Here is a 22,014-nt window from a genome sequence, read left to right as displayed (position 1 = left end):
ACCTCCTTAATTTAGAATCTTTCCTATTTACTATAATAGGACAATTGTGTCTCCGTGTCATGAGATTCTTCTCCGTTCAGCCTTCGAATTCTTCATCCCTACGAGACCCATCGTTCTCCTAACCCATCAAGGTTTTATCAAGACCTTGAGGCATTTGCCTTTCTGATTCTCGAACAGATCATAAGCTTCCAACGCATCATCGAGGCAAAAAGTATGTGTTGCCATGGCACCAAGATCTACACGTCCGGATTCGAGAAGACCCATAAGCTGACTCATACAGGATGGATCACCAAGACCCATGCTTATACGAACGCCATAAAATCCCATCTCATGAAGGGGAAACTCAATGGGGCCGGGAAAAAGACCAACCACCGAAACGGATCCCCCCCTTCTCACGGACCGGAGCGCTTGCATAAATGCATCGGGGCTCCCTATGGCCTCTATCGCCACATCAACTCCTTCGCCTCCTGTTGCCTGCCGCACCTTCTCCACAACATTTTCGGATTTCGCATCGATCGTCGTTGCACCATACAACCGTGCCAGGGCAAGGCGATTCTCCAGCATGTCAACGGCAAAAACTTGCCTGGGTCCAAACTGCCAGGCCGAAATGATCGCACCGAGCCCTATCGGACCGCAGCCGTATACGACAACAGTGTCCCCTGTCTGAATATACCCTCTGTGGGCGCCACTATACCCCGTAGCAAAAACATCTCCCACGAATACCGCCTGTATGTCTTCCACGTTGTCCGGGATCGGAATAAGGCAGTTGTCTGCGAAAGGGACCTGTATATAATCAGTTTGGGCACCCCTTAACCCCCGTCCGAAAATCTCACCGCCGCCCCACACGCCACCTCTTATGCAGTGCTGGGGTTCTCCTCTTTTACAGGGCCGGCAAACGCCGCACCATGTAATAGGTGCAGCGGCCACGCGATCACCCGGCTTGAACTCGAGCACATCGTCACCTGTTTCTTCCACCACACCAACAAATTCGTGACCCATAACGGTCCCTGGTGTGTAACCCGGGATCAAACCATGTTTTGCGTGTACGTCGGAACCGCAAATAGCCGCTGTGGTAACTCTTACCAGGGCATCACCGGTTGATTTCAGTTCGGGCTTCGGAATATCTTCCAATGCGAATCTATTGCCGGCCTGCAACACTACTGCTTTCATATTATTACCCCCTTTACCTCCGATCTACGCCGGGCTTCATCTCTTCACCTTGTAACCAGCCTTTTCACGATCCCACGTTTCCGCTGTAATCCCTTGTTCTCTCAGGATGTTTTTCTGTACGCGCTGCGTTGGCGTTTTAGGCATCTCAGCCATAAAACGGAGGTATCGAGGCACCATGAAATATGCCATCCTCTCCTCACAATAGGCCAGAAGTTCTTCAGGCTTCAGGCTTTGGCCCGGCTTTATTGTAAGAACCACCATCACCTCATCTTCTCCCAGATCCGACTTTGCCGCTATTGCCGCAGATTCCAGCACAGCAGGATGAGAATTAATAACCTTTTCCACTTCGTAGGATGATATGTTCTCTCCCCTCCGTCTCAGCGCATCCTTCTTGCGATCTATGAAGTGAAAATAGCCGCTATCGTCATAATAGAGATAATCGCCTGTATGGAACCAGAGGTCCGCACAGGCTTCGGCTGTTTTCTCCGGCATCTTATAGTATTCCAGAAAAATACAGTACGGCTTCTGTGGACGCAGCAAGAGCTCTCCCGGAACGTTCGGCCCCACTTCGTTATTGTTATCATCCACAAGCTTCACGACATAGTCCGGTCTCGGCTTCCCGCATGTTCCGGGAATACGCTCCTTCAGTGTATTCATCAGCGGTATGCCGGTCTCGCTCATACCGTAACCTTCCAGGAGAGTCAACCCGAATCTCTTCTCGATAGCGTTAAAGATATCCATGGGCGCCCCGGCCCCTACCATTATCCTCAGGGGATTGTCGGCGTCATCAGGCCCCGGATCCGCTTTGTACAGAATAGGGAGTATACCGCCTATGTAATTGAATTCAGTACAACCGTATTTTTTTATATCGCTCCAGAATGCGCCGGCAGAAAAACGCTCCTTCAGTACCATGCGGGCGCCGCTCATCAATGCAGGGAATGCTGACAACAACTGGGCATTGCCATGAAAGAGAGGCAGGGCATTATACAGGCAGTCTTTTTCGTTGTAATCGGCAATCTCACAGATTACCTCCCCCATATAAATCCCATAATTATGCGGCATCAGCGATCCCTTTGAGGGCCCGGTCGTTCCTGACGTGTACATAATGGTGAAGGGATCCGACCACCGTACATCCACGTGTCGGTAATCACCCGAATTATCGATCAAACTGTTCCAGCTAAAAATTGGTCTATCGAGTTTCGGCATTCCGCTTCCCTGGTTGTCCAGGACAACGATGTCCCTCAGCTTCGGAAGATTGGGAAGCACACGTTCCAAGCGATCCAGATACTTGCTGTCCAGCACAAGGGTTCTGGTGTCCGACTGGTCCAGCATGTAGGTAAGGATATCGCCTTTGTGGGCAGTATTGAGCGGTACTTCAATGGCTCCTGCCTTGGATATGCCGAACCAGGTAAAGAGATACTCGGGGCTGTTATCCATCATGATCGCCACCTTATCACCTTTTACAATCCCCAGCCCCTGGAGACCTGAGGCAACCCGGTTTGCGCTTTCGTTGAATATTCTGTAACTAAACTCCTTTTCGCCAAAGTAGAAAAAAGTACGGTCACCATATTTTTCTGTCTGACGTTCCAAAAATACGTGAATGACTCGCTCTCTACTCTGATCACTCCCGCCATCATTCATGCCCGTTCCTCCTCCCATCTGTTATAGTCTTTCATAAAATTCCCCCTTGTAACGCAGGGTGCATTGTCTTTCCTTTTTGCCTGCATTGTGTTGCACGGTCCTTCGTATACTTCCTCGCTAACCATAATATCGTCTTTGCCGCCATCAGCCTTGTCGTTCTAATGCCTATGCCTTCGAGGGGTTTGGATAAGCACCATAATATTTGAGGATATCCTGAGGAGGTCTTTTCGCAAGCCACTCTTTCTCGAAGTCTTTGTATGGAACTCCTTTGGTAAGCCGCTCCCTTTTCTCGGCCTCTCTCAGTTCTCTTGTTGCTTTCTCGTCAACACGCAGTGTCTTTTCATCGTACACTACCCTGTATACGTTTTTCGCCTGCCACTGTGTAATGAGCGAAAGTCTCAGGTCTTCTATAACAAGCGCGGGCTCCCTTTCCAGCACATCTCCATAACCCGCGCCTCCTCCAGCGGCTATAAACACCGCATCTCCTTCCATCATTGGACCCACAGGAGTAGTTATCTGGGTCATATTTCTCTGCCCTTCAAGCGGTTTGGTGGTATACAGCTCAAGCATGTTCGAAGGAATCGCCTCGCTGTTCGTAGCCTGAAGCTCTTTCATGTTTGAACTCCTCAGAAACTGGACTGAACTGGTCGATGCTGCATAGCCTCCGAATATACCCACAGTGGCAGGGAATTTTGACCCGTATCCGAGTGTCCCTATCCCTATCCACGGCACTTTATGGACAAATATACCGTACCCCGTGCCATTGCCGCCCCGGTACTTGCCTGGACCGTGATTTTGAAAGAAATTCCGGAAAAGATACACGAAGGGTTTGTCCGCTTCGGTGGTCTCTACGTCGCTGCAATCACTCATGATGGCAAAGAAAGAACCGGACACATCTAAACCGTCAGCGTCGGGCCTTGCGCCGCTGCCGGTTGCATTCATCTCTCCTGTTATATCGGCAAAAGGCTCACCCCACTGGTTAAACCCGCCATATACACCAAAACCGAAGCCATGATACCATGGTGCCACGGCCCGCAATGGGTCGTAGTTATATGTCAATTTTGCGCCGATATGAAACATGGACTGGCAGAAAGCAACCTGCGGGAAAGGGGCATTGGCTGTTGGTATATCACCTGATGCATTTACCAATGCATCAGGTGGGAATTCCCACTCCAGCACTTCAAGAAGCGCATTGTTTGCCGGAAGATTATAAAAAAACCAGCCGCAAAGATATACCATGGTCAGACCGATAATACCCTGGAAATATGTGTTCATGGGTCGGTCGGGGATCATTGGTGACGTATCCTTCAAATTGAGCTTAAGGGTATCGCCTTTCTTTTCTACTTCAACATTCATTTTTATGAGACTGGATTCAGGTCCGACCGTGTCCATGAAAACGGGGTGCCGGAATGTCCCGTCAGGTAATTCCATTACCTTCCTTCTGGCTGCCTTGGCCGTCTCAACCATGACCTTCCTTAGTCCTCCGAGAAAGAAATCAACACCCTTTTTCTCAACCACATCGAGAATCCTTCTCTGTGCGATTCTGCATGCCGCGAGGCGTGCCTTGATATCAAGAACAAGGGTTCTGGGATCCCGTACAAAGTTTGTCAACATAGTCATTATGTCTTCTTTAAGCGCATAACCTTCGCCAATCTTCAGAGGCGGGATGAGAAAACCTTCATCGTATCTCGACCTTGATGTAGATGGATTACCACCGGGTTCCGTGGCACCGTTTTCGCCAGAATGTACAACCGCCCCGGTAAAACATATGAGTTTATCTTTATAAAACACGGGAACAGCAAGCCCCATATCCGCTCCATGGACGCCGCAATAGAAGGGATCGTTGAAGAAAAAGGAATCGCCTTCCTTTACCCCCACCGATGGATCCCCGGCCCAATGCTTTACTATATATTTGATAGGGATCTGACCCAGGGCTGCGTGAAACCAGATACCGGTAGCGCAGATTGCGAGATCCCCCTGAGCCGTGTAGATACCAAACGCCACATCACCCCAACGCATACCCGCGCTCGCCCCAAGTTTCTGGGTCGTTTCCTTGCCCTCTAATCCTATCATATTCATTTTGTGGTTAAAGATTTCAAAATCCGTTGGGTCCAGATTTTCCATGGCCCGCGCCTCCTCAGGGGTGATCGGCTCCGGTTTCAGTCTTTGAACCACCTCAAAGTCTCTTCCGTAAGTGATATTGCTCATGTCCCCTCCTTATAATTCTGCGGTTTTATGTTCAACCTGCTCAAGCAGACACTGGCGGTACTTGTCCATGACAAACCGCCATCCCGGATTAATTACACAGGTAGTATCTTCGGCTTCTATGACCGCGGGACCGAAGATCACGTTTCCAGGCTGAAGCGTCTCAAAGGCGTATATTTTGGTATCGAGGGACTTACCTGCATTCACAAAATAGACCGACCTGGTCCCCTTGAGGGCATCCGGACCTGGTGTTTCGCCGGACAGTTCATGGGTCATCAGCTCAACGTGTTTGCTTGGTACCGAGGCCTTGAGGAAAAAATTCTCAATATTGATGCCGCCCTGTGGAAACGCAGCCTCCGGAGTGTAAATCTGGGCATAGGTTTTCTCAAAACATCTACAGATATCCATAACATCCTGAGGCGAATGAAGTTCCAGGTGGGGTGACTCAACCTTGGTGAAGTTGTACTGCATTCCGTAGCGCATCTCTAATTCGAGCGTGAACTTTACATCCTCCGGTTGATATCCTTCCATCTGGAGGTCTCTGAGTGCCAGATCCGTCAGTTCCTTCACAATGCCGTTGAAGGTTTCATATTCTTCCGTATAGGCTTGAGTAGCATATTGAAAGAGCTTTATCATCCGCGACCGGTCGAAGACCTGCATGATATCTATCGTTGAAGCGCCGAAGGCCCCGAAAACAGGCGAGAAGGGTGACACCACAACCTTTTTCACCTCCATGTATGGTGCGATATCAAGTGCGTGTGAGGGTCCTGCCCCACCACAGGCAAAAACGACAAACTCTCTCGGATCGTAGCCCTTTAAAACAACCTCATTGAAGACTTCCTGTCCCATCTTCGCATCTATGATCCGGCGAATACGTACTGCAGCCTCCATTAAGTCAATGCCGAGAGGTTCGGCAATCTTTTCCCGGATAGCCTTTTCGGCAAGGCTCCTCTTGAGCTTCATTTTACCGCCCAGGTAGTTATCCGGATTCAGATAACCTAACACCAGATCAGCGTCTGTTACCGTCGGTTCCGTGCCCCCCTGATCGTAACAAGCAGGACCAGGCATTGATCCCGCCGATTGAGGCCCAACCTCAAGTCTGTTACCGAACAGCCTGTTTATCCATGCGATGGAGCCGCCACCCGCTCCTATCGACTTCACCTCTATGGCAGGGATATTCGTACGCCATCTGTCGATGACCGGAATAAAGTCGTATGTTCGGATCTGACCATCGGAAACAATTCCGATATCGTAGGATGTCCCTCCCATATCCGTAAAAATGATATTCTTCATTCCATAAAGGTCGCCGAGATAACGACTTCCGTAAAGGCCTGAAACAGGACCGGCGTTGTAAGTAAGGATAGCTCTCGTCCGGGTTACCTTCTTCATTCCGCCCACATTCTGGACCAGTATCAATGGGCGGGCATATCCATTGTCTTTTAACTCCCAGATAAGGCGGGATAGTTCCTCTGCCATGACGCTGTGTATGTATGCATTCACGACAGCAGAGGTGAACCTGGTGTACTCGCCCATCTTTGGCGATATGTTATGAGAAAGAAAAACCGGCATGCTGCCGAGGTAGTCCTCAGGATACTCATCCTCGATAATCTCCTTGACCATCATCTCGTGGCCGGGATTATAGTAGGATGATATCAGGCAGATAATATAACCCATAGCTCCTTTCTCGACCAGGTACTGAAGTTTCTCGAGGACATCGTCCTTCCTGATAGGCAACACCACATTTCCAGACGAGTCTATTCGCTCATGCACTCCAACGATCATGTCTCTTGGAACCAACGGGGTCGGTTTCATGATTCGCGCGAGGTCTTTATTTTCCATTCCCGATACACCATCGGCCCAGGAACGGGCGCGTCCGATTGCAACGGTATCTTCGAATCCGGCCGTTGTTATAATTCCAAGTTTGGGCCCCGTTCGCTCGATGAGTGCATTGGTGCCCAGCGTCGTGCAATAGTGGATGGCATCGCATTCGGACAGAAATCTCTTGAGCGGTGTGTTGAAGCTCCTGGCAAGCTCCTTCAGGCCTCTTAGAAACCCCACCGACAGATCATAATGAGTTGTCGGAGTTTTTGTCATCGTGATCTGACCCCCATATTGCGCACCACAAAAATCGGTAAATGTCCCGCCAATATCTACATCGACTGTGTAACCCATGTCTCCTCCTACATAGTCCCCATTGTTTTTGTTTTGGTTTTGGTTTTTGTTTTGGTTTTAGTGTTAATTCCATACCGCCGTTTCATGCCATCGATGTCAAGCTCTATGTCATGGGTAACCGGATGTCCTGGCGGTAAGTATTCATTATCAATCATAAGGCCGCATTGCGGGCAATAGAATTCGATTATTCGGCACCATTCAGGGTCCGGTGCAAAGGAAAAAGGTGAGTTCTCAACGAGAGGATTGTGCACCTCCACAGGCATCCGCTCCCTCACTAAACACCCTTTCTTGTAATTCTCCCGTGCGAAAATCAACTCTTTGCCGCAGCGATTGCAACACCATTTTTCTGCTTCCAGATCCAGATCAAGCGCTTCAGTGATCCGTATCTTCATAATTACACCTCCTCAAATATCCCGTTGAGATACTCATCCACTCTATATGTCCAGCCCTTACGGACCACATAGGTTGTATCGAGCGCTTCAACGATAGCCGGACCTTCGACCAGGTTGCCGGGCAACAGTTTTGACCTATTGTATATGGATGTTTCAACCATGCCTGCTCCCTTCTCCCAGCATACCGGTCGTGCTCCAATGAGAGCCTTTGAGGATTCTGTACCGGCCATGTCGAACCGGCTGGTCTCATAATGAGGGATCTGCGCAGTAGCATGCATAAATACCAGGGGTCCATAGATGTCAGGACCCTCATAGAGTTTCGGGGTCTGCTTCTTGAGCGCGTTATCGAGTACTCCTGACCAGTCTTTGCCGTTAACGATCACGCGGCCCTCGGGCACGTCGCCGCCCCTGCTCAGGAAAAACTCCACGTGGTTCAGTACCTGATCTTCCCTGAAGCCCTCGCCCCGCATATCTCTCGAGGCCTCGTCATACATTGATCTAACCAGGCTTTCTGCTCGGTCCTGATCAATCACCATGCGACCATCTTTCTTGAGCCACATACCTAAGCGCCGGGAATAGATATGCCAGATATCCATACTGGACAGGGAACATGCTGAGAAGACCGAAGCGTACAAAGGGGCTATGATCTTCTTGATGCCAGCATATTTTGCGAGCCCGCAACAGTGAGCAGAACCTGCGCCGCCGTATATGATCAGGGCAGGCTTGAAACTGGATCCCGTTGCTTCGATGACCTCTTTTAACGCGATACCCATATTGAAATCCACCTTGTCTCTTATAACAAGGGCCGCCTCAAGGGTCTCACATCTCAACTGGGAAGCCACCTTCGCCTCTATTACTTCAGTAGCCTTAGAACCATCCAGCTGCATCTTGCCCCCCAGGTAATAGCCGGGATCAATGTATCCAAGCGCTACATCGGCATCTGTGACAGTTGCCTGGGTGCCGCCCAGATTGAAGCAAGCAGGTCCGGGAAGGGCACCGGCAGATTGCGGGCCCACCTGGAGTTCACCCTTTCGTACGGTGGCGATTGAGCCGCCGCCTGCCCCAATGGGTCGTATAGCAACCATCGGGACACTGAGATCCAGACCTTCGACGTTTGGCCGCAGCGTGAAGTTTGGCTGACCGTTTCTCACTACGCCGATATCAAAGGAAGTCCCGCCCATGTCCCCTGAGACTAAATGCTTTGTTTCGTAAAGTTTTCCGAGCGACATCACACCCATTAAGCCGGCAGCAGGTCCGGAATTATAGGTGTTGATCGCTTTTGTGTTTGCCACCCTTGCAACCCCGCCTGTTGCATGAACGATAAGCAGGGGCCTGGTAAAAAACCTCTTTCTCAGGTCCTCACCGGCCTTGTAAAGGAACTTTACGAGTCTTGCGTGTATGTAGGCGTTGACAACCGCAGTATTTATCCTTTCCTGATCACCCGGCAGATTCGTGGTATCAGAGGATAGAAAAACAGGTACCGATCCAAGATAGTCCCTTGGATACTCCCCTTTGAGCCAGGTACGGACCTGTCGTTCATGCACAGGGTTAAAGACGGAGTTCTTGAGGGAGACAACGAGACAACGCGCACCGAGGTCGAGCAGTTCCTGACCCGCTCTCAGCACCTCTTCTCTTTTCAATGCTTCAACCTCTTCTCCGTTTTTTCCTATCTGACCCCCCAGGGTCCTGACCATCTCCGAATATACGAGGGGAGACTCCTCTTCTTCGTTTACAACCTGGAGTTCCTTTTCTTCTCCCCTGCTCACCATAAGTCCGATTTTTGTTCCATTTCTCTCAATCAGCGTGTTTGTCCCGATTGTGGAGGAAAAACGTATTACTTCCGTGTCCGTCAACATATCCTCCAGGGAGACCCCAAACTGACCGGCCCCTGCTTTGATGCATTCGAGAAAACAGACCGTGAGGTCATGGTGTGTTGTTGGTACCTTCACCGTTTCAACGCGAGTGCCATTAACGAAAAAACCATCTGTGAAGGTTCCGCCGGTGTCAATGTCAATTGTGTAACTCATTTCCTCCTCCCATGATCACCATGTTTTTTTTGCTTCCAAAACCCCTTTGATTGACTAATTGCTCAATATTTCCAATAAGTATATCGCTCATAGAATACTACCAAATAATCCTTTATGCCATATAATTGGTCGATCGCTCAATTAAGAATACAAGAAAGTCTATTTCTTGTCAAACAAATTTTTTAAAAAATTATTGACGTTAATTTCTCAGTATTTACGTTCCTTTCAACGGGCTCACCCGGACACCGAAGCAGGCCAAAGGGTGAAAATCCTTGACACGTTAGAGGCTGTAAGTTAAGAAAAGTCGGTGAACGAATGAAGACAAATTATGGAGTACATCAGCTGAAGATACCCTTGCCGTTTCCGGTGGCAAGCGTCAATAGCTACTTCTTCCCTGAACCGGTTCCCACCCTGCTCGACGTACCACCCATGGGTGACTACTTCATGGAAAAGTTAGAAAAAGGACTGAATGCAGTCGGCTCCTCTCTTGCAGAGATCAGGCGGATCATTATCACTCACCCGCACATCGATCATTTTGGTTCAGCACGGGACATTGCCGAGAAGGGAGGGGTTGAAATATGGATACACGAGGCCGCGGCACAAGCCCTGGAAGAATACGAAGAGGACTTTCTTGATACAAATCGCTTCTTCGAATCACTGCTCAGAAAATCAGGGATCCCGGAGGAACTCCTGGGACAAACCACCCGATTTTTCAATTGGCTCAAAGGGTTCGCATGCAGGGTAGTACCTACCAGACTTCTGAAAAACGGGGACGAATTCCGGCTGTCGTCAATGAACCTGAGGGCAGTTCACGTTCCCGGGCATACTCCTTACTGTATGCTTTTCTGGGAACCGGACAGAAAAATAGCATTCACCGGGGACTTTCTCCTAAAGGACATATCTTCAAACCCCCTCTTGCAGCGCCCCTGGGTCGTCCCCCGTGGCTACCGCAGCGTGACCAGCTATGCCCGCTCCCTGGAAAATGTGAGGGGCATGAAGCTTAAAGCCGCCTTCCCGGGCCATGGGGAACCCATATACAGGCCTTCTGAACGAATTACAGAGCTTCTTCGTTTCATGACCCGCAGGAAAAAACAGATCCGGCATATCCTTTCGACCGGCGCCACCACGCCTTTTCAGATAATCCTGCGCCTTTTTCCAGGATTACCTCCTGACCAGCTTTTGCTGGCCCTTTCTGAAGTAATCGGATACCTGGAGACCTTTGAAGACGAAGGACTTGTGGAGCGTCACGAAACCGGGCACGAGCTTTCATTCCGCCTCATGGACCGGCAGTGATACTGCATCCCCTTATCTGTCCTACCCCGCAGCGCTGCAAGGCCCCGTTGATAATGTATCTAAGAGTTGCTATATTGACTACGCTGAGGATTTATTGTTATGTTCATACTCTGTTTAGACGTTCAAGGTAAAATTAATGAGTAACAATCTCGACACCCGCGAAAAGCTTATTTCCATTGCCATTGAGCTCTTTTCCGCCAGCGGCTACAAAGGGACGTCCATCCGTGACATCGCATGCGTCATGGGCATGAGCATCTCTAGCATTTACCACTATTTTGGGAGCAAAGAGGCGCTCTTCACTACTATCCTCAGTGAGGCCGGGGCGCGGCTCATCAATAGCCTCCAGGAGGTTGCGGTGCTCGACATGGATCCGCTGGAACGTCTTGAGCTTCTGATAAGAACCCATCTTCGTCAATGTACCGGAACTGTAAAAGAGGCACGGATATTCTTCACCGATGAAGAGCATATACCATCTGAAGCAACTAAGATAAATAATCAGATTCAGCGTCAGATCCTGGACCTGTACCGTACGGAACTCCAACGGATCCAGGCAACAGGACGCGTCCGGTACAGCAGCATGACGGTGCTTGCCCTCAACATCCTGGGCGTCATCAACTGGTACCTCCTGTGGTTTCGACCGGGAGGGCCTCTGAGTGTAGATCAAATCACAGAGGAAATAGTTACTTTTATAATGCATGGGGTTCTCGCTCCATTCTGCCGGGAAAAAACATAACGCCTTCTTAAACCGGTATGGGATATAACTCTTTAACCGGGTTATGTATCGATCGATCGATATTTTTTTCTTGACAATTTATCGGTCGTTCAATATATTTTTATCATTAGAGCAAGGAACAGTAAGGGCTTAAGCCTGATAAGCCGCAATTGGTAATTAAAATTACCTGCTTATGGGTAAGCGGTTACTGTCCCTGAGAGGCTTACATTAAAAAAATTAAGGAGGGTTCGGGCTATGGCAGAGTATAAACACCTTTTTACACCAATCAAGTTGGGATCGCTCATTCTCAAAAACCGGATTGTGAGCGCACCCAGTGGATCTCAAGTCGCCGATCCGGTAACCTTTATGGTCACTGACCGGGCAAAGGCCTATTACGAGGAGAAGGCTTGCGGCGGTGCAGCCCTCGTCGGTCTCGTTACCTCAAGCGTGGACGAGAAGGCTGACTATTTCCCTGCAAACAATTTTGCATTATGGACGGACGATATCATCCCCGGGTTGAAGGAACTCACTGAAGTATGCCATAAGCACGATTCCAAGTTCATGGTCCAGATCAGCCATCCCGGAATACACAGCCTCTGTCATGTTCAGGTGGACGAGGTCCCTGTTGCACCATCACAAATTCCAGCAATTGAAGTGCCGAACCAGATATCGAAAGAACTAACAAAGAAAGAAATATGGGAGATCCAGGATAAGTTCGCACGGGCTGCAGAGAGATGTGTAAAGGCCGGGGTCGATGCCGTCGAAATTATGTGTGCCCACGACAAGCTCGGCAGTGCTTTCTTTTCACCTCTGAGTAACAAAAGAACGGATGAGTACGGTGGTTCTGTTGAAAACAGGGTTCGATTTGCAATGGAAGTGTTTGCGAAGGTAAGAGATGCTGTTGGGAGAGATTTCCCCATAGGCGCCAGAATGAATGTCATGGAGCTCGAGCCAGGGGGACTAACTCTTGAGGATGGTATCGAGATGGCAAGAATGCTTGAAGCGGCAGGCTACATTGATTGGCTTGGCACCGTTATGGCCACATACAAATCTATTGCGTTCGAATGTAGCCCATTCTGTGCGAATCTGGAACCAGGTTGGGCAGGTGAGTTTTCAAGAAAAGTAAAAGCAGCAGTAAAAGTTCCCGTCTCTGTTTCGGCAAAGATCAACGATCCAGGTCTTGCTGACCGGATGATTGCGGAGGGCAAATGTGACTATGTCTATCTCGCCAGGACCCTGATAGCAGATCCTCACTTCCCGCGAAAGGCCCTCGAAGGCAAGGAAGAGGATATCGCTCCCTGCATTTACTGCAACCAGGGTTGTGTGGCAAGATCCTTTAACCGCGCTACAACCAATGGCATACGGTGTACGGTGAATCCCGCGGCAGGTGAAGAGATGCGCTGGGGCAGCTGGACATTCCAGAAGGCCTCGCACCGCAGGAATGTGCTCATCGTAGGTGCCGGTCCGGCTGGTATGCAGTGTGCTGTAACGGCAGCCCAGAGGGGGCATAATGTCCTTGTGTACGAAAAAAATGATGAAGTCGGAGGACAGGCACGGCTGATCAAGAAAATTCTCAATCATAATTTACCCCAAACCTTTCTCGACTATCTCGACCGGCAGATGCAAAAATTTGATGTGAAAGTCAAATTTAACGCGGAAATCACTGCAGAAAACATTGACGATATCCTTTCAAAAGAAAAACCCGATATAGTGGTTCTCGCCTCGGGCTCCAGACCCGCCAGGGATGGCAGAGGCGCCGTTACTACGGAGCCGATCCCCGGCTGGGACCGGAAAAATGTATTTACCTACGAAGATGTCCTTTTAGGCCAGGCTCAAATTGGCCAGACAGTGCTTATCGTCGATGAACTCGCAGACCGGATCACTCCGGGGTTGGCAGAGATGCTGGCGGAACAGGGAAAGACCGTGGAAGTCCTGACCAGATGGTCGCACCTTTCTCCGAATCTCCATATATGGCTCGATGAACACTTTGCCATGGGACAGCTCGATCTCTTAGGCGTAAAGATCATGCCATATTCCTGGGTAAAGGAGATCACTGACTCCGGGGCTGACTGCTACAACATCCACTCCGGCAGAGAGTTCGATATCAAGGCAAACACCATTGTTCTTGCTACGATGAAGTACTCTAATACCGCGCTGCAGGAGTTGTTCGAGAACCGCGGCGTTGAATGCCACCTGATAGGCGATGCAAGGGCCCCCCGCTGGATCATGAACGCCACTCACGATGGCTATAAACTCGGCAGGGAGCTCTAATTTGGCAAACATAAGGGATCGGCGACAATACGCCGGTCCCTTACAAAACCGGTCTGGAGCAACATCTTTATGACAGGAGAAGTCTGGTCTTTTTTAGAGGTGGAAAAAGGGCATCTCGCCGATACGGCCTTTAAAGCAGCAGCCGAAGCAAGCAGGACCGCCAGGACTTTTGGTCTGGACCCATGCGGCATCCTCTTTGGCATTGACGACCCGGAAAATGTTGAATCTCTGCATATGTCCGGATTGAAAAGGCTCTATCTATTCAAAGCTAAGGAGGCGCTTACCGCTGAGATTATTGCCCATTCCATTGCCAGGTATGCGGACGCGAAACATCCCGAGTTTCTTCTTTTCGCCCATACGCCGCTGGGGGCTGAAATCGGGGCTCGTGTTGCCGTCTCCCTCCATAGGGGTCTGATTACAAACTGCACCGACTTAGAGATAGAGGCCGATGGACCCGTGGCTCGAAAACCTATCTGTGGCGGCAAGGCTGATGTGATCATGGCGTGGGACACCCCTCCGCCCCGCCTTGCAACGATAAATCTTTCGGCGCTCGAAGACGTCAGAACAAAACAGGCCGTTAAGCCGGAAATAATCACAGAGCATGTCAACATGACAGTCCCGAGATTAGAATTTATCAGGGAATGGGAGGTCGATCCCGCGGAGCTGGACCTCGCAGAAGCCAGGATTGTCATAGGCGTGGGCAAAGGGGTCAAGCCTGATTACATGGATACTGTTCATAAACTTGCACGGCTCTTGAAGGCCGTGGTAGGAGGCACGAGGATCGCGGTTTTCGCCGGGATGATTCCCCCGCAAAGGCTTATCGGGACTACGGGGAAGTGGCTGTCTTCCGATCTGTATATCGCGATTGGTATCTCCGGAGCCCCACAGCATGTGATGGGGATCAAGGGGGCAAAAAGGATCATCGCCGTGGATATATCTAAGGACGCATCCATTTTCCAGCACGTGAAGCTGGGCATCCTTGCGGATCTTTATGAGGTTATTCCGCAATTAATCGATCTTATCGAAAAAGAGAAGGATAAAGCATGAGAGTAATAGCCTGCCTCGCGCCTGTCATTGATTCAGAATTGGTAGAATACGACCTGGCGAACGATAGATTGTGCAATATCTATCTGGATTCCGACCCGATAGCATGGCAAGTCCTTGAGGAAGCCCTCAGGCTCAAAGAGAATGGAACCTGTAACGTCACTGCCCTGAGCGTCTCTCCCGACAACGGCATTGAGGTGCTCCGGCAATTCCTGCTTCAGGGGGCCGATCGTGCCATCCGGGTATGGCAGGAGCAATTCGGGGAAGTCGATGCGTGGACCGTCGCGGAGGCGATGGGACAAGTCATAGAAAAGATCGGATTTGACCTGGTGCTATGTGGCACCCGAAGCAGTGATTACGCAAGTGAGCTCATAGGGTTTGCCCTGGCCGGCATCCTCGGTATCCCGTGCATCACGGGCGTAATCGGACTCAAACTTGAACAAGGGAACAAACTGACCGTCCACAAGAAGATCCAGATGGGCAGACGGGTTACTTACCGGATTAGTCTCCCGGCCGTCCTGGGGCTGGAGGACGGTATAAACGAACCAAGGTATGTGGCTCCTTTCAGCAAATCATACAGAATAGGCCTTGGGAAAGACGTGGAATACATAGAGGCAGAGGTCGACCAGCGTTCTGCAGTTCCGCTGCTGAAGACGTTACGTCTCGCTCCTTCCCGCCCAAGGGTCAAGGTAGGACTGGACGTATCGGCCATGTCCATGCAGCAAAGGCTCAAGATGATGCGCGGAGATCTGGGCAGGAAAAAGGAGATATACCACGGGGGTGCAGGCGAGGCGGCAAAAAAGATTCTGAGCGAGATCAAGGATGCCCTTGCGTAGGCATTCTCTATAGTTCCCGGCATGTCCATAGTCGGGACGAGGCAGCATCAAGCAAAGAGGTAAACGCTTTACCGACAAACGAAGGATGAATATATGATCGAAATGGACCTGACGGAACGGCTTGTCTTCTGGTTGTTATTCCTGATCGCCCTGGGCATGGCCGGATGGAGATATGCCTCTTTCTTCCGCTTGCTGAAAAAGGGCAGGGGCGGACCGCCGACAACCCAACTGCTGACCAGGTTCAAAGGATTGATACTGTATGTGGCGGCACAATGGTCTTGTCTCAAAAACACCTCTCGCAATGACCTTGCGGGGGTCGGCCACTTCTTCATATTCTGGGGGACCCTTGTCCTCGCCGTTATCTTTATATTTCACCTGTTTATCGGAGATGGTCTCGGTATCGGAGAGGCCGTCAGGGACACTCAATTCTCCCGGGTGATGCTGTGGCTATCCGAGGTGTCCGGCATCCTGCTGTTCATATCCATTCTGGCGGCTGTTTTCCGCCGAGCCATATTAAAGCCAAAAAGGCTTGGTCCCAATTTTGATACAGGGGTCTTTCTGGCAGTTGCCTGCGGCATATTTTTGCTCCTTATCTGCTACTTCTCCGGAGAGGCCTTGCGCATCAAACTTGGAATAGCAGATTTTCGTACCCCTCTCACAGGGTTTCTTGCCGACGTTTTTTCGGAGTTTTCTCTAAGCGCGCAGACCCTTTCTATGCTTCTCAGGATAGTCTGGTGGGTCCAGTATCTCATTCTGCTTGCCTTCATCGTCTATGCGCCACATTCTCATCACAAACATCCTTTTTTTAGTCCTATTAATATCTTCTTCAAATCTTTCAGCCCCACCGGCAGGATTGAGCCTGTCGACTTCTCAAGGGAAGAACGGTTCGGCACGGCAAAGACAGAGGATTTCACCTGGAGTCAGCTCATGTACGGGTTCGCCTGTGCCCACTGCGGGCGCTGTCAGGATAGCTGTCCTGCATACCTCTCAGGCAAGTCGTTGTCTCCAAAACAGATCATCCTCGATACGAACACGAAGTTGCTCCGGTTCCCCTCGGGCGAACAGCCCCTGCTGCCTGACATGGAAACGCTTCTTTCATGTACAACCTGTGGCGCATGTGTAGACGTATGCCCGGTTTTCAACCGGCCGTTGGATTGCGTGACCGCCATGAGACGAAATTTAGTCTACGAAGGCATCTTTGATAACGGACATCGGTCAGTCCTCAGAAGAGTTGCCCAGGACTTCAACCCATGGGGTGCAAAATGGACGTTCAGGGGCAAAAATATCGACGCGGAACAAGCCAGGGAAGGAGAAAAGTACGACTGCATATACTGGCTCGGCTGTGCGGCTGCCTTTGATGATCGCGCCCGTCAGATAGCCAACGCCACTATAGCTGTCCTGAAGGCCTCTGGTCTGAGATATGCCATTCTCGGAACTAAGGAAAAATGTTGCGGAGATTTTCCCAGAAGGATCGGCGATGAGGGCTTATTCCAACATCTCGCCTTCGAAAACATTGAGATTTTGTCAAAATTCACCTTCGATTTTATCCTCACACACTGTCCTCATTGCCTTAATACATTAAGCAACGAATACCGTGATTTCGGATCAGCATTCAGGGTTCGCCATCACAGCGAGTTAATTTCTGAACTTCTCGAACAGGGCCGGGTTCGGTTACAGGAGCCCCGTCCTTTGGAAGACATCATCTATCATGATCCCTGTTATCTGGGGAGGTATCAGGGCATCTATGAACAGCCAAGAAAGGTCCTGACTGAGGTTTTCGGAAGACCCCTGGAGTTTCCCAGACATCACGTAAAGACTTTTTGTTGCGGAGCAGGAGGAGGTCACATGTGGAAAGAACAAGAGTCCGGCTCAAGGATCAGTGTCATGAGACTCCAGGAGGCCCTTGCTTTGGATCCAAAGATCGTTGCCACTTCCTGTCCTTTCTGTCTATTGATGTTTGAGGAGGCGCTCCAGATCGAAGGCAAAGGCCATCTTATAAAGGTCAGGGATATCGCAGAGGTTGTTCAACAATTTCTTCACTGACGTACAAACGATTACGCCTTCTTTATATCCTTCCCCATCGTCTTTCAGAACATCTCTTCCATTTCAGGGGTCAGGTGCGCGGTCCCCTCTTCCTCCATCGTCTTGATCCGCATGTCATATATGAGGTAAGATGCTTTTAGTGGACACCAAAGGTAAGGTACGATAATGCGGGGGCAGGTCATTCCAGTTTGGCAATCTTCTTGCGCATTGCCGCCAACTCACTGACAAGCTGGCTTTTTGTCATATCCTCATCTTTCATATCTATTGACATCCCACATATGCAAGTGATTGCCAATAAAAATATACACTATTGCAAAAAATTAACATCTGGGGATTGCAGGAAGGTACCAATCGTTTACGCTCTTTCATCTTTCCGCTGTCTAGTTTTCGTATAGTAAACATGGCAATCGGAAACCATGCACAACACCTCACCTCAAAGAGCCATTAAAAATGTAAGCATCCATAACGAAAAGGGAGAAATCGGCAACACCTGAAGTGGGTTATTTTGGTATCTGGCAGTCAAGAGGTCGAGGGTTCGATCCCCTTCAGCTCCACCAGTTTTATCAGTAGGCTGCTCCACGGAATTATGACTTCTGATCAAGAAAGTTTCAAGGTTTTTTCACGACTGCTTGCACGTAACCGGCAAAGCGGCCGTCAATCGTAAGGGGCGCCACGGTTACTATTAAGGGCGTGCCGTATGGATTCGCCTCATATCGGATCTGCTTTGACCTGCCGCTTTTGATGTCGTCCAGTATCTCGGCAAGGCGGGCCTTGCTATCCGGTGTCGTATGGCAGAGATGGACATCCCGGCCGATATACTCCGGTTTTCTGTTCAGAAGCTCACCCGCATAGGCATTGTAGTACACAATACGATCGTCAGCATCAAAAACGGTCAACGCTACAGGAAGTTGATCAAGAAAATCCTTTGTCATCGCGTTGACATCAAATGTGTCGGATCCCTCGTATACCATAATATCCCCCGTTCAGAAGACTACCCTGAGAGCGGCCCGGGTAGAGGCCCTCCTTTATCCCTCTGCTTTTACCTTGCTTATCCTGCAAAGAAGTGATTTAAAGGCAGGGTACCCCGTAATCGGGTCCCTTCCTTCGTAGCTGGTCAACGTATTCACATTTGACTTTTCCCACCCCAGCGGTATGGAAACTACATCGGGGCGGATATGCTTGTTGATTGTGGCTTTAATCATAATTGATCCTCTCAGTGTTTCAACGTTGACCTCATCACCTTCTTTTATACCCAGTCTTTGTGCCGTACCGTCATTCATCTCTACGAGAGGTTCCGGGTAAAGCTTTGCCGGTCCCGGCAGACTTCGAAAGGAAGACTGCCAGTAGTATACAATTCTGACGCCGGTAAGAAGGCAGAGAGGATATGCCTTAGACAATTCAGGATTGCTCAAGGGGCTCTCCAAGGGTTCTTTATGGTCTGGCAATGGATCATAACCATACTGTGCGAGCCGCTCAGAGTAAAGTTCGACTTTGCCGGAGGGGGTATTGAACCCCTGGTCAAGGTAGCGTTGTGTTGTATTCTGCGCATAAAATATACCGGCGGGATTTTCTTTTAATTGAGCTACGGTAATACCTGAAGGTTGGAGAACAAAGTCGATCATCTCTTCATTGTCCTCCCAGGGAAAATGCTCTTTGTAGCCCATTGCCTTCGCCAGCTCCAACCAGAATTTCCAGTCCGGATAGGTGTCAGGAAGCGGCTCAAAGATCTTATTTCTCATGGCAAGTATTGGAATTCCCTGAACGTATCCATAATCGCATAATTCCGTCCGTTCCATAAAGGTCGATGCAGGAAACACAAGATCGGCCATTTTTGCAGCTTTGGTCATAAAGAGGTCCACTACCACAAGAAAATCGAGCTTCTGGAGCGCTTCTTCTGTTTTGGCAGTTTCTGGCCATGTAAGTAACGGGTTGGAGCCGTTCAGTATCATGGCCTTGATCGGGTATGGTTTGCCGGAGAGCAGAGTGTTCGCAAATTCCATGCCCTGGGCCTGGTTAGTGAACTTGACAAACGCGGGGTATTTTTCGATTCCAATAGTTTTAGGGCTCATCTCTTGTATGGCCCTTGTATTGTTCGTTTTGTATAACGGCGGCAGTTTGTCGCCGCCGGTTACGTCGATATTCCCCGTTATAGACGCAAGGGTATAAATGGCGCGTATTGTTTGAAACCCATTGATGCCGTGATCTATTGCAATATGCTGTGGGATACACGCAGGCCGGTTCTGAGCATAGGTCCTCGCTGCATTATAGATCACATCCACTGACACCCCGCAGATTTGAGCAACTTTTTCAGGGGGATAATCCTTTACCCGTTCTTTAAGCTGTTCAAACCCTATCGTCCATTGATCAACGAACTCTTTATCATAGAGATTCTCATCGATGATGATCCCTATCATCCCGAGGGCTAACGCACAGTCTGTCTGAGGCCTTATGGGCACATAGACATCCGCCTTTCTTGCCAAGGGAATGCAACGAGGGTCAACCACGATCAGCTTGGTGCCTTTCTTCATTGCGGTAATAATATCATTATACTCAGGCACACTGGAATCGAATGGGTTTGTCCCCCATACCATAATACATTTTGAATTGGCCTCATCGGGAACCGGATAGCCGCCAACGGTATAATCTGTAGCCATAGCTCTTGACCAGTGGCAGAGGGAATCTACGGAGGAATAGTTCGGCGTGCCATAGACATCGCAGAACCTCATGGCAAAACGTTTCGCATCACGCAACCCCACAGAGTTTCCCAGGTAGACAGCAAGGGCCTCAGGCCCCCAGTTAGATTTGATATCACTAAGTTTTTTTGCGGCAGTGTCAAGCGCTTCGGCCCATGAGATCTTTTTCCACGTATTACCCTGTCTCAAAAGAGGGGTCGTCAGACGATCTTTGCTAACTTCCAGCTCCCCGGCAAACCTTGCTTTCGCGCACACCACACCGTGGGTCGTAAGATGTTCTTTCATGCCTCTTACATCGACAATCTTTCCATTTCTCAAATAGACATCAATACCACAGGATTTTGAACACATCCCGCACATTGTTTTTTTTACAACGTCTGCTTTACTGGTTTGCACCATTTTTAGTCCTCCTTCATTTCTCAACATCAAAGGATTGGCAATCAAATGCCTTTTATCGTGCCATCAGACGAGGTACGAAGAGCACAAGGTCGGGAAATGCTATTAACAATGCAATAAGCAGGAGTTCCACTATAGCGAACCAGAAAACGCTTCGGAAAATCAGCATGAGATCAATCTCAGGAACAGCCGCCTTCAACACATACACATTCAGTCCGACCGGTGGTGTAATCAGACTAAGTTCGACCATAATAATGACAAGTATGCCATACCATACCCCATCAACACCCATTTTCTCTAACACCGGGTAAGTAATCGGCAGGGTAAGAAGAAGCATACTCATTGGCTCAAAGAACATCCCCAGGGGTATGTACATGAGTAAGAAAAGAATCACCATGGTTGTAGCTGAAACATCCAGATTAAGTGCCAGGCCGACAAAACGGTCTGCGAACCCTGCCCTTGTGAGAAAGAGGGTAAAAATCTGCGCACCGATAGCTATAGTTAAAATCATTGTTCCTGTTTTTATAGTATCAAAGAGGGCAGACTTGATATTTGGCCAATTAAAGTTTCCTGTCACAAGGGCGAGGAACATTGCACAAAGACAACCTATCGCACCCGCCTCGGTAGGTGTGGTAATACCCGTATAGATCACGCCCATAAAGGTACCAAAAAGCACTACTGTGCCCCAAATCCCCTTCAAAGAACGAAAAGAATCCTTCCATGTTATTCCGTGTGCCCTCGGCCCAAGACTCGGGTTTATTGATGTCCTCAATAATATCATGATAACAAATCCAAGGGCGTTCAGTATGCCTGGAATAAAGCCGGCAATGAGCACCTTCCCTACCGAAACTTCAGTGATAATCGCATAGATAACAGCGATGATGCTGGGCGGTATGAGTATACCCAAAGTCCCCGCACCGGCTATTGAACCAAGGCTTAAATCCCTCCTGTACCCATAACGGTCCATCTCCGGGAGGGCAATCTTTGACATAGCTGCCACCATCCCCACACTCGAACCCGTGCAGGCTGCAAAACCCGCACAGGCAAATACAGTGGAAATGGCAAGCCCACCTGGTAAACGGCCAAACCATTTGTACCCGGTATCATAGAGGTCTTTTG

16 protein-coding genes are annotated in these 22,014 nt (G+C 49.6%); 6 read left to right on the top strand and 10 right to left on the bottom strand.

The window, feature by feature from the left end; genetic code table 11:
• Positions 1–126: 126 nt before the first annotated feature.
• From PHU49_00640 to PHU49_00610, 7 genes are read right to left on the bottom strand one after another with little or no spacing between them, the layout of a single operon-like run.
• Entirely contained in the window at positions 127–1,170 is a 1,044-nt protein-coding gene (locus tag PHU49_00640; GenBank protein ID MDD5242499.1) for an alcohol dehydrogenase catalytic domain-containing protein, read from the bottom strand.
• Positions 1,171–1,206: 36 nt separating this feature from the next.
• The gene (locus PHU49_00635) at positions 1,207–2,811 is read right to left on the bottom strand and encodes an AMP-binding protein (protein MDD5242498.1); all 1,605 of its coding nucleotides are present in this window, start codon (positions 2,809–2,811) and stop codon (positions 1,207–1,209) included.
• Positions 2,808–2,936 (bottom strand): hypothetical protein, encoded by a 129-nt coding sequence (locus PHU49_00630; GenBank protein ID MDD5242497.1) that lies wholly within the window; start codon positions 2,934–2,936, stop codon positions 2,808–2,810. The genes PHU49_00635 and PHU49_00630 overlap by 4 nt, the downstream gene beginning before the upstream one ends.
• A gap of 40 nt (positions 2,937–2,976) precedes the next feature.
• A complete protein-coding gene (locus PHU49_00625; GenBank protein ID MDD5242496.1) occupies positions 2,977–5,019 on the bottom strand; it encodes a hydantoinase B/oxoprolinase family protein in 2,043 nt (680 codons plus the stop codon).
• A 9-nt stretch (positions 5,020–5,028) separates the two neighbouring features.
• Positions 5,029–7,188 (bottom strand): hydantoinase/oxoprolinase family protein, encoded by a 2,160-nt coding sequence (locus tag PHU49_00620; protein MDD5242495.1) that lies wholly within the window; start codon positions 7,186–7,188, stop codon positions 5,029–5,031.
• Between the two features lie 8 nt (positions 7,189–7,196).
• Entirely contained in the window at positions 7,197–7,580 is a 384-nt protein-coding gene (locus PHU49_00615) for an acetone carboxylase subunit gamma (GenBank protein ID MDD5242494.1), read from the bottom strand.
• Between the two features lie 2 nt (positions 7,581–7,582).
• Entirely contained in the window at positions 7,583–9,607 is a 2,025-nt protein-coding gene (locus tag PHU49_00610; protein ID MDD5242493.1) for a hydantoinase/oxoprolinase family protein, read from the bottom strand.
• A gap of 315 nt (positions 9,608–9,922) precedes the next feature.
• Here PHU49_00610 and PHU49_00605 point away from each other — a divergent pair, with 315 nt between their 5' ends.
• The 6 genes from PHU49_00605 to PHU49_00580 all read left to right on the top strand — a co-directional run bounded on the left by PHU49_00605 (position 9,923) and on the right by PHU49_00580 (position 17,806).
• On the top strand, positions 9,923–10,900 hold the full coding sequence (locus PHU49_00605) for an MBL fold metallo-hydrolase (GenBank protein MDD5242492.1): 978 nt from the start codon (positions 9,923–9,925) through the stop codon (positions 10,898–10,900).
• A gap of 136 nt (positions 10,901–11,036) precedes the next feature.
• Positions 11,037–11,633, top strand: a complete 597-nt coding sequence (locus tag PHU49_00600) for a TetR family transcriptional regulator (GenBank protein MDD5242491.1) — start codon at positions 11,037–11,039, stop codon at positions 11,631–11,633.
• A gap of 234 nt (positions 11,634–11,867) precedes the next feature.
• The gene (locus PHU49_00595) at positions 11,868–13,883 is read left to right on the top strand and encodes an FAD-dependent oxidoreductase (protein ID MDD5242490.1); all 2,016 of its coding nucleotides are present in this window, start codon (positions 11,868–11,870) and stop codon (positions 13,881–13,883) included.
• 69 nt (positions 13,884–13,952) lie between these two features.
• On the top strand, positions 13,953–14,930 hold the full coding sequence (locus PHU49_00590; protein MDD5242489.1) for an electron transfer flavoprotein subunit alpha/FixB family protein: 978 nt from the start codon (positions 13,953–13,955) through the stop codon (positions 14,928–14,930).
• On the top strand, positions 14,927–15,763 hold the full coding sequence (locus tag PHU49_00585) for a hypothetical protein (protein MDD5242488.1): 837 nt from the start codon (positions 14,927–14,929) through the stop codon (positions 15,761–15,763). The genes PHU49_00590 and PHU49_00585 overlap by 4 nt, the downstream gene beginning before the upstream one ends.
• Before the next feature lie 93 nt (positions 15,764–15,856).
• Positions 15,857–17,806 (top strand): heterodisulfide reductase-related iron-sulfur binding cluster, encoded by a 1,950-nt coding sequence (locus PHU49_00580; GenBank protein ID MDD5242487.1) that lies wholly within the window; start codon positions 15,857–15,859, stop codon positions 17,804–17,806.
• 608 nt (positions 17,807–18,414) lie between these two features.
• Here the strand turns inward: PHU49_00580 and PHU49_00575 are convergent.
• From PHU49_00575 to PHU49_00565, 3 genes are all read right to left on the bottom strand, one after another.
• Positions 18,415–18,777: a PAS domain-containing protein gene (locus PHU49_00575; protein ID MDD5242486.1), complete on the bottom strand. Its 363-nt coding sequence runs from the start codon at positions 18,775–18,777 to the stop codon at positions 18,415–18,417.
• A 54-nt stretch (positions 18,778–18,831) separates the two neighbouring features.
• Positions 18,832–20,898 carry a molybdopterin-dependent oxidoreductase gene (locus PHU49_00570; GenBank protein MDD5242485.1) on the bottom strand — a complete coding sequence of 689 codons (2,067 nt, stop codon included), beginning with the start codon at positions 20,896–20,898 and terminating at the stop codon, positions 18,832–18,834.
• A gap of 52 nt (positions 20,899–20,950) precedes the next feature.
• A partial coding sequence (locus PHU49_00565) for a TRAP transporter large permease (GenBank protein MDD5242484.1) occupies positions 20,951–22,014 on the bottom strand: 1,064 nt, incomplete at its 5' end.

The organism is Syntrophorhabdaceae bacterium (assembly GCA_028713955.1).
Lineage (GTDB): Bacteria > Desulfobacterota > Syntrophorhabdia > Syntrophorhabdales > Syntrophorhabdaceae > UBA5609.
This window is presented reverse-complemented; position numbering and strand designations above follow the sequence as displayed.

Excerpts from the sequence above, each read along its gene's own strand:
- PHU49_00630 (MDD5242497.1), bottom strand. The coding sequence starts at position 2,936 with ATGGTTAGCGAGGAAGTATACGAAGGACCGTGCAACACAATGCAGGCA.
- PHU49_00640 (MDD5242499.1), bottom strand. The coding sequence starts at position 1,170 with ATGAAAGCAGTAGTGTTGCAGGCCGGCAATAGATTCGCATTGGAAGAT.
- PHU49_00590 (MDD5242489.1), top strand. The coding sequence starts at position 13,953 with ATGACAGGAGAAGTCTGGTCTTTTTTAGAGGTGGAAAAAGGGCATCTC.
- PHU49_00620 (MDD5242495.1), bottom strand. The coding sequence starts at position 7,188 with ATGGGTTACACAGTCGATGTAGATATTGGCGGGACATTTACCGATTTT.
- PHU49_00625 (MDD5242496.1), bottom strand. The coding sequence starts at position 5,019 with ATGAGCAATATCACTTACGGAAGAGACTTTGAGGTGGTTCAAAGACTG.
- PHU49_00605 (MDD5242492.1), top strand. The coding sequence starts at position 9,923 with ATGAAGACAAATTATGGAGTACATCAGCTGAAGATACCCTTGCCGTTT.
- PHU49_00600 (MDD5242491.1), top strand. The coding sequence starts at position 11,037 with ATGAGTAACAATCTCGACACCCGCGAAAAGCTTATTTCCATTGCCATT.
- PHU49_00570 (MDD5242485.1), bottom strand. The coding sequence starts at position 20,898 with ATGGTGCAAACCAGTAAAGCAGACGTTGTAAAAAAAACAATGTGCGGG.
- PHU49_00635 (MDD5242498.1), bottom strand. The coding sequence starts at position 2,811 with ATGAATGATGGCGGGAGTGATCAGAGTAGAGAGCGAGTCATTCACGTA.
- PHU49_00595 (MDD5242490.1), top strand. The coding sequence starts at position 11,868 with ATGGCAGAGTATAAACACCTTTTTACACCAATCAAGTTGGGATCGCTC.
- PHU49_00585 (MDD5242488.1), top strand. The coding sequence starts at position 14,927 with ATGAGAGTAATAGCCTGCCTCGCGCCTGTCATTGATTCAGAATTGGTA.
- PHU49_00615 (MDD5242494.1), bottom strand. The coding sequence starts at position 7,580 with ATGAAGATACGGATCACTGAAGCGCTTGATCTGGATCTGGAAGCAGAA.
- PHU49_00575 (MDD5242486.1), bottom strand. The coding sequence starts at position 18,777 with ATGGTATACGAGGGATCCGACACATTTGATGTCAACGCGATGACAAAG.
- PHU49_00580 (MDD5242487.1), top strand. The coding sequence starts at position 15,857 with ATGATCGAAATGGACCTGACGGAACGGCTTGTCTTCTGGTTGTTATTC.
- PHU49_00610 (MDD5242493.1), bottom strand. The coding sequence starts at position 9,607 with ATGAGTTACACAATTGACATTGACACCGGCGGAACCTTCACAGATGGT.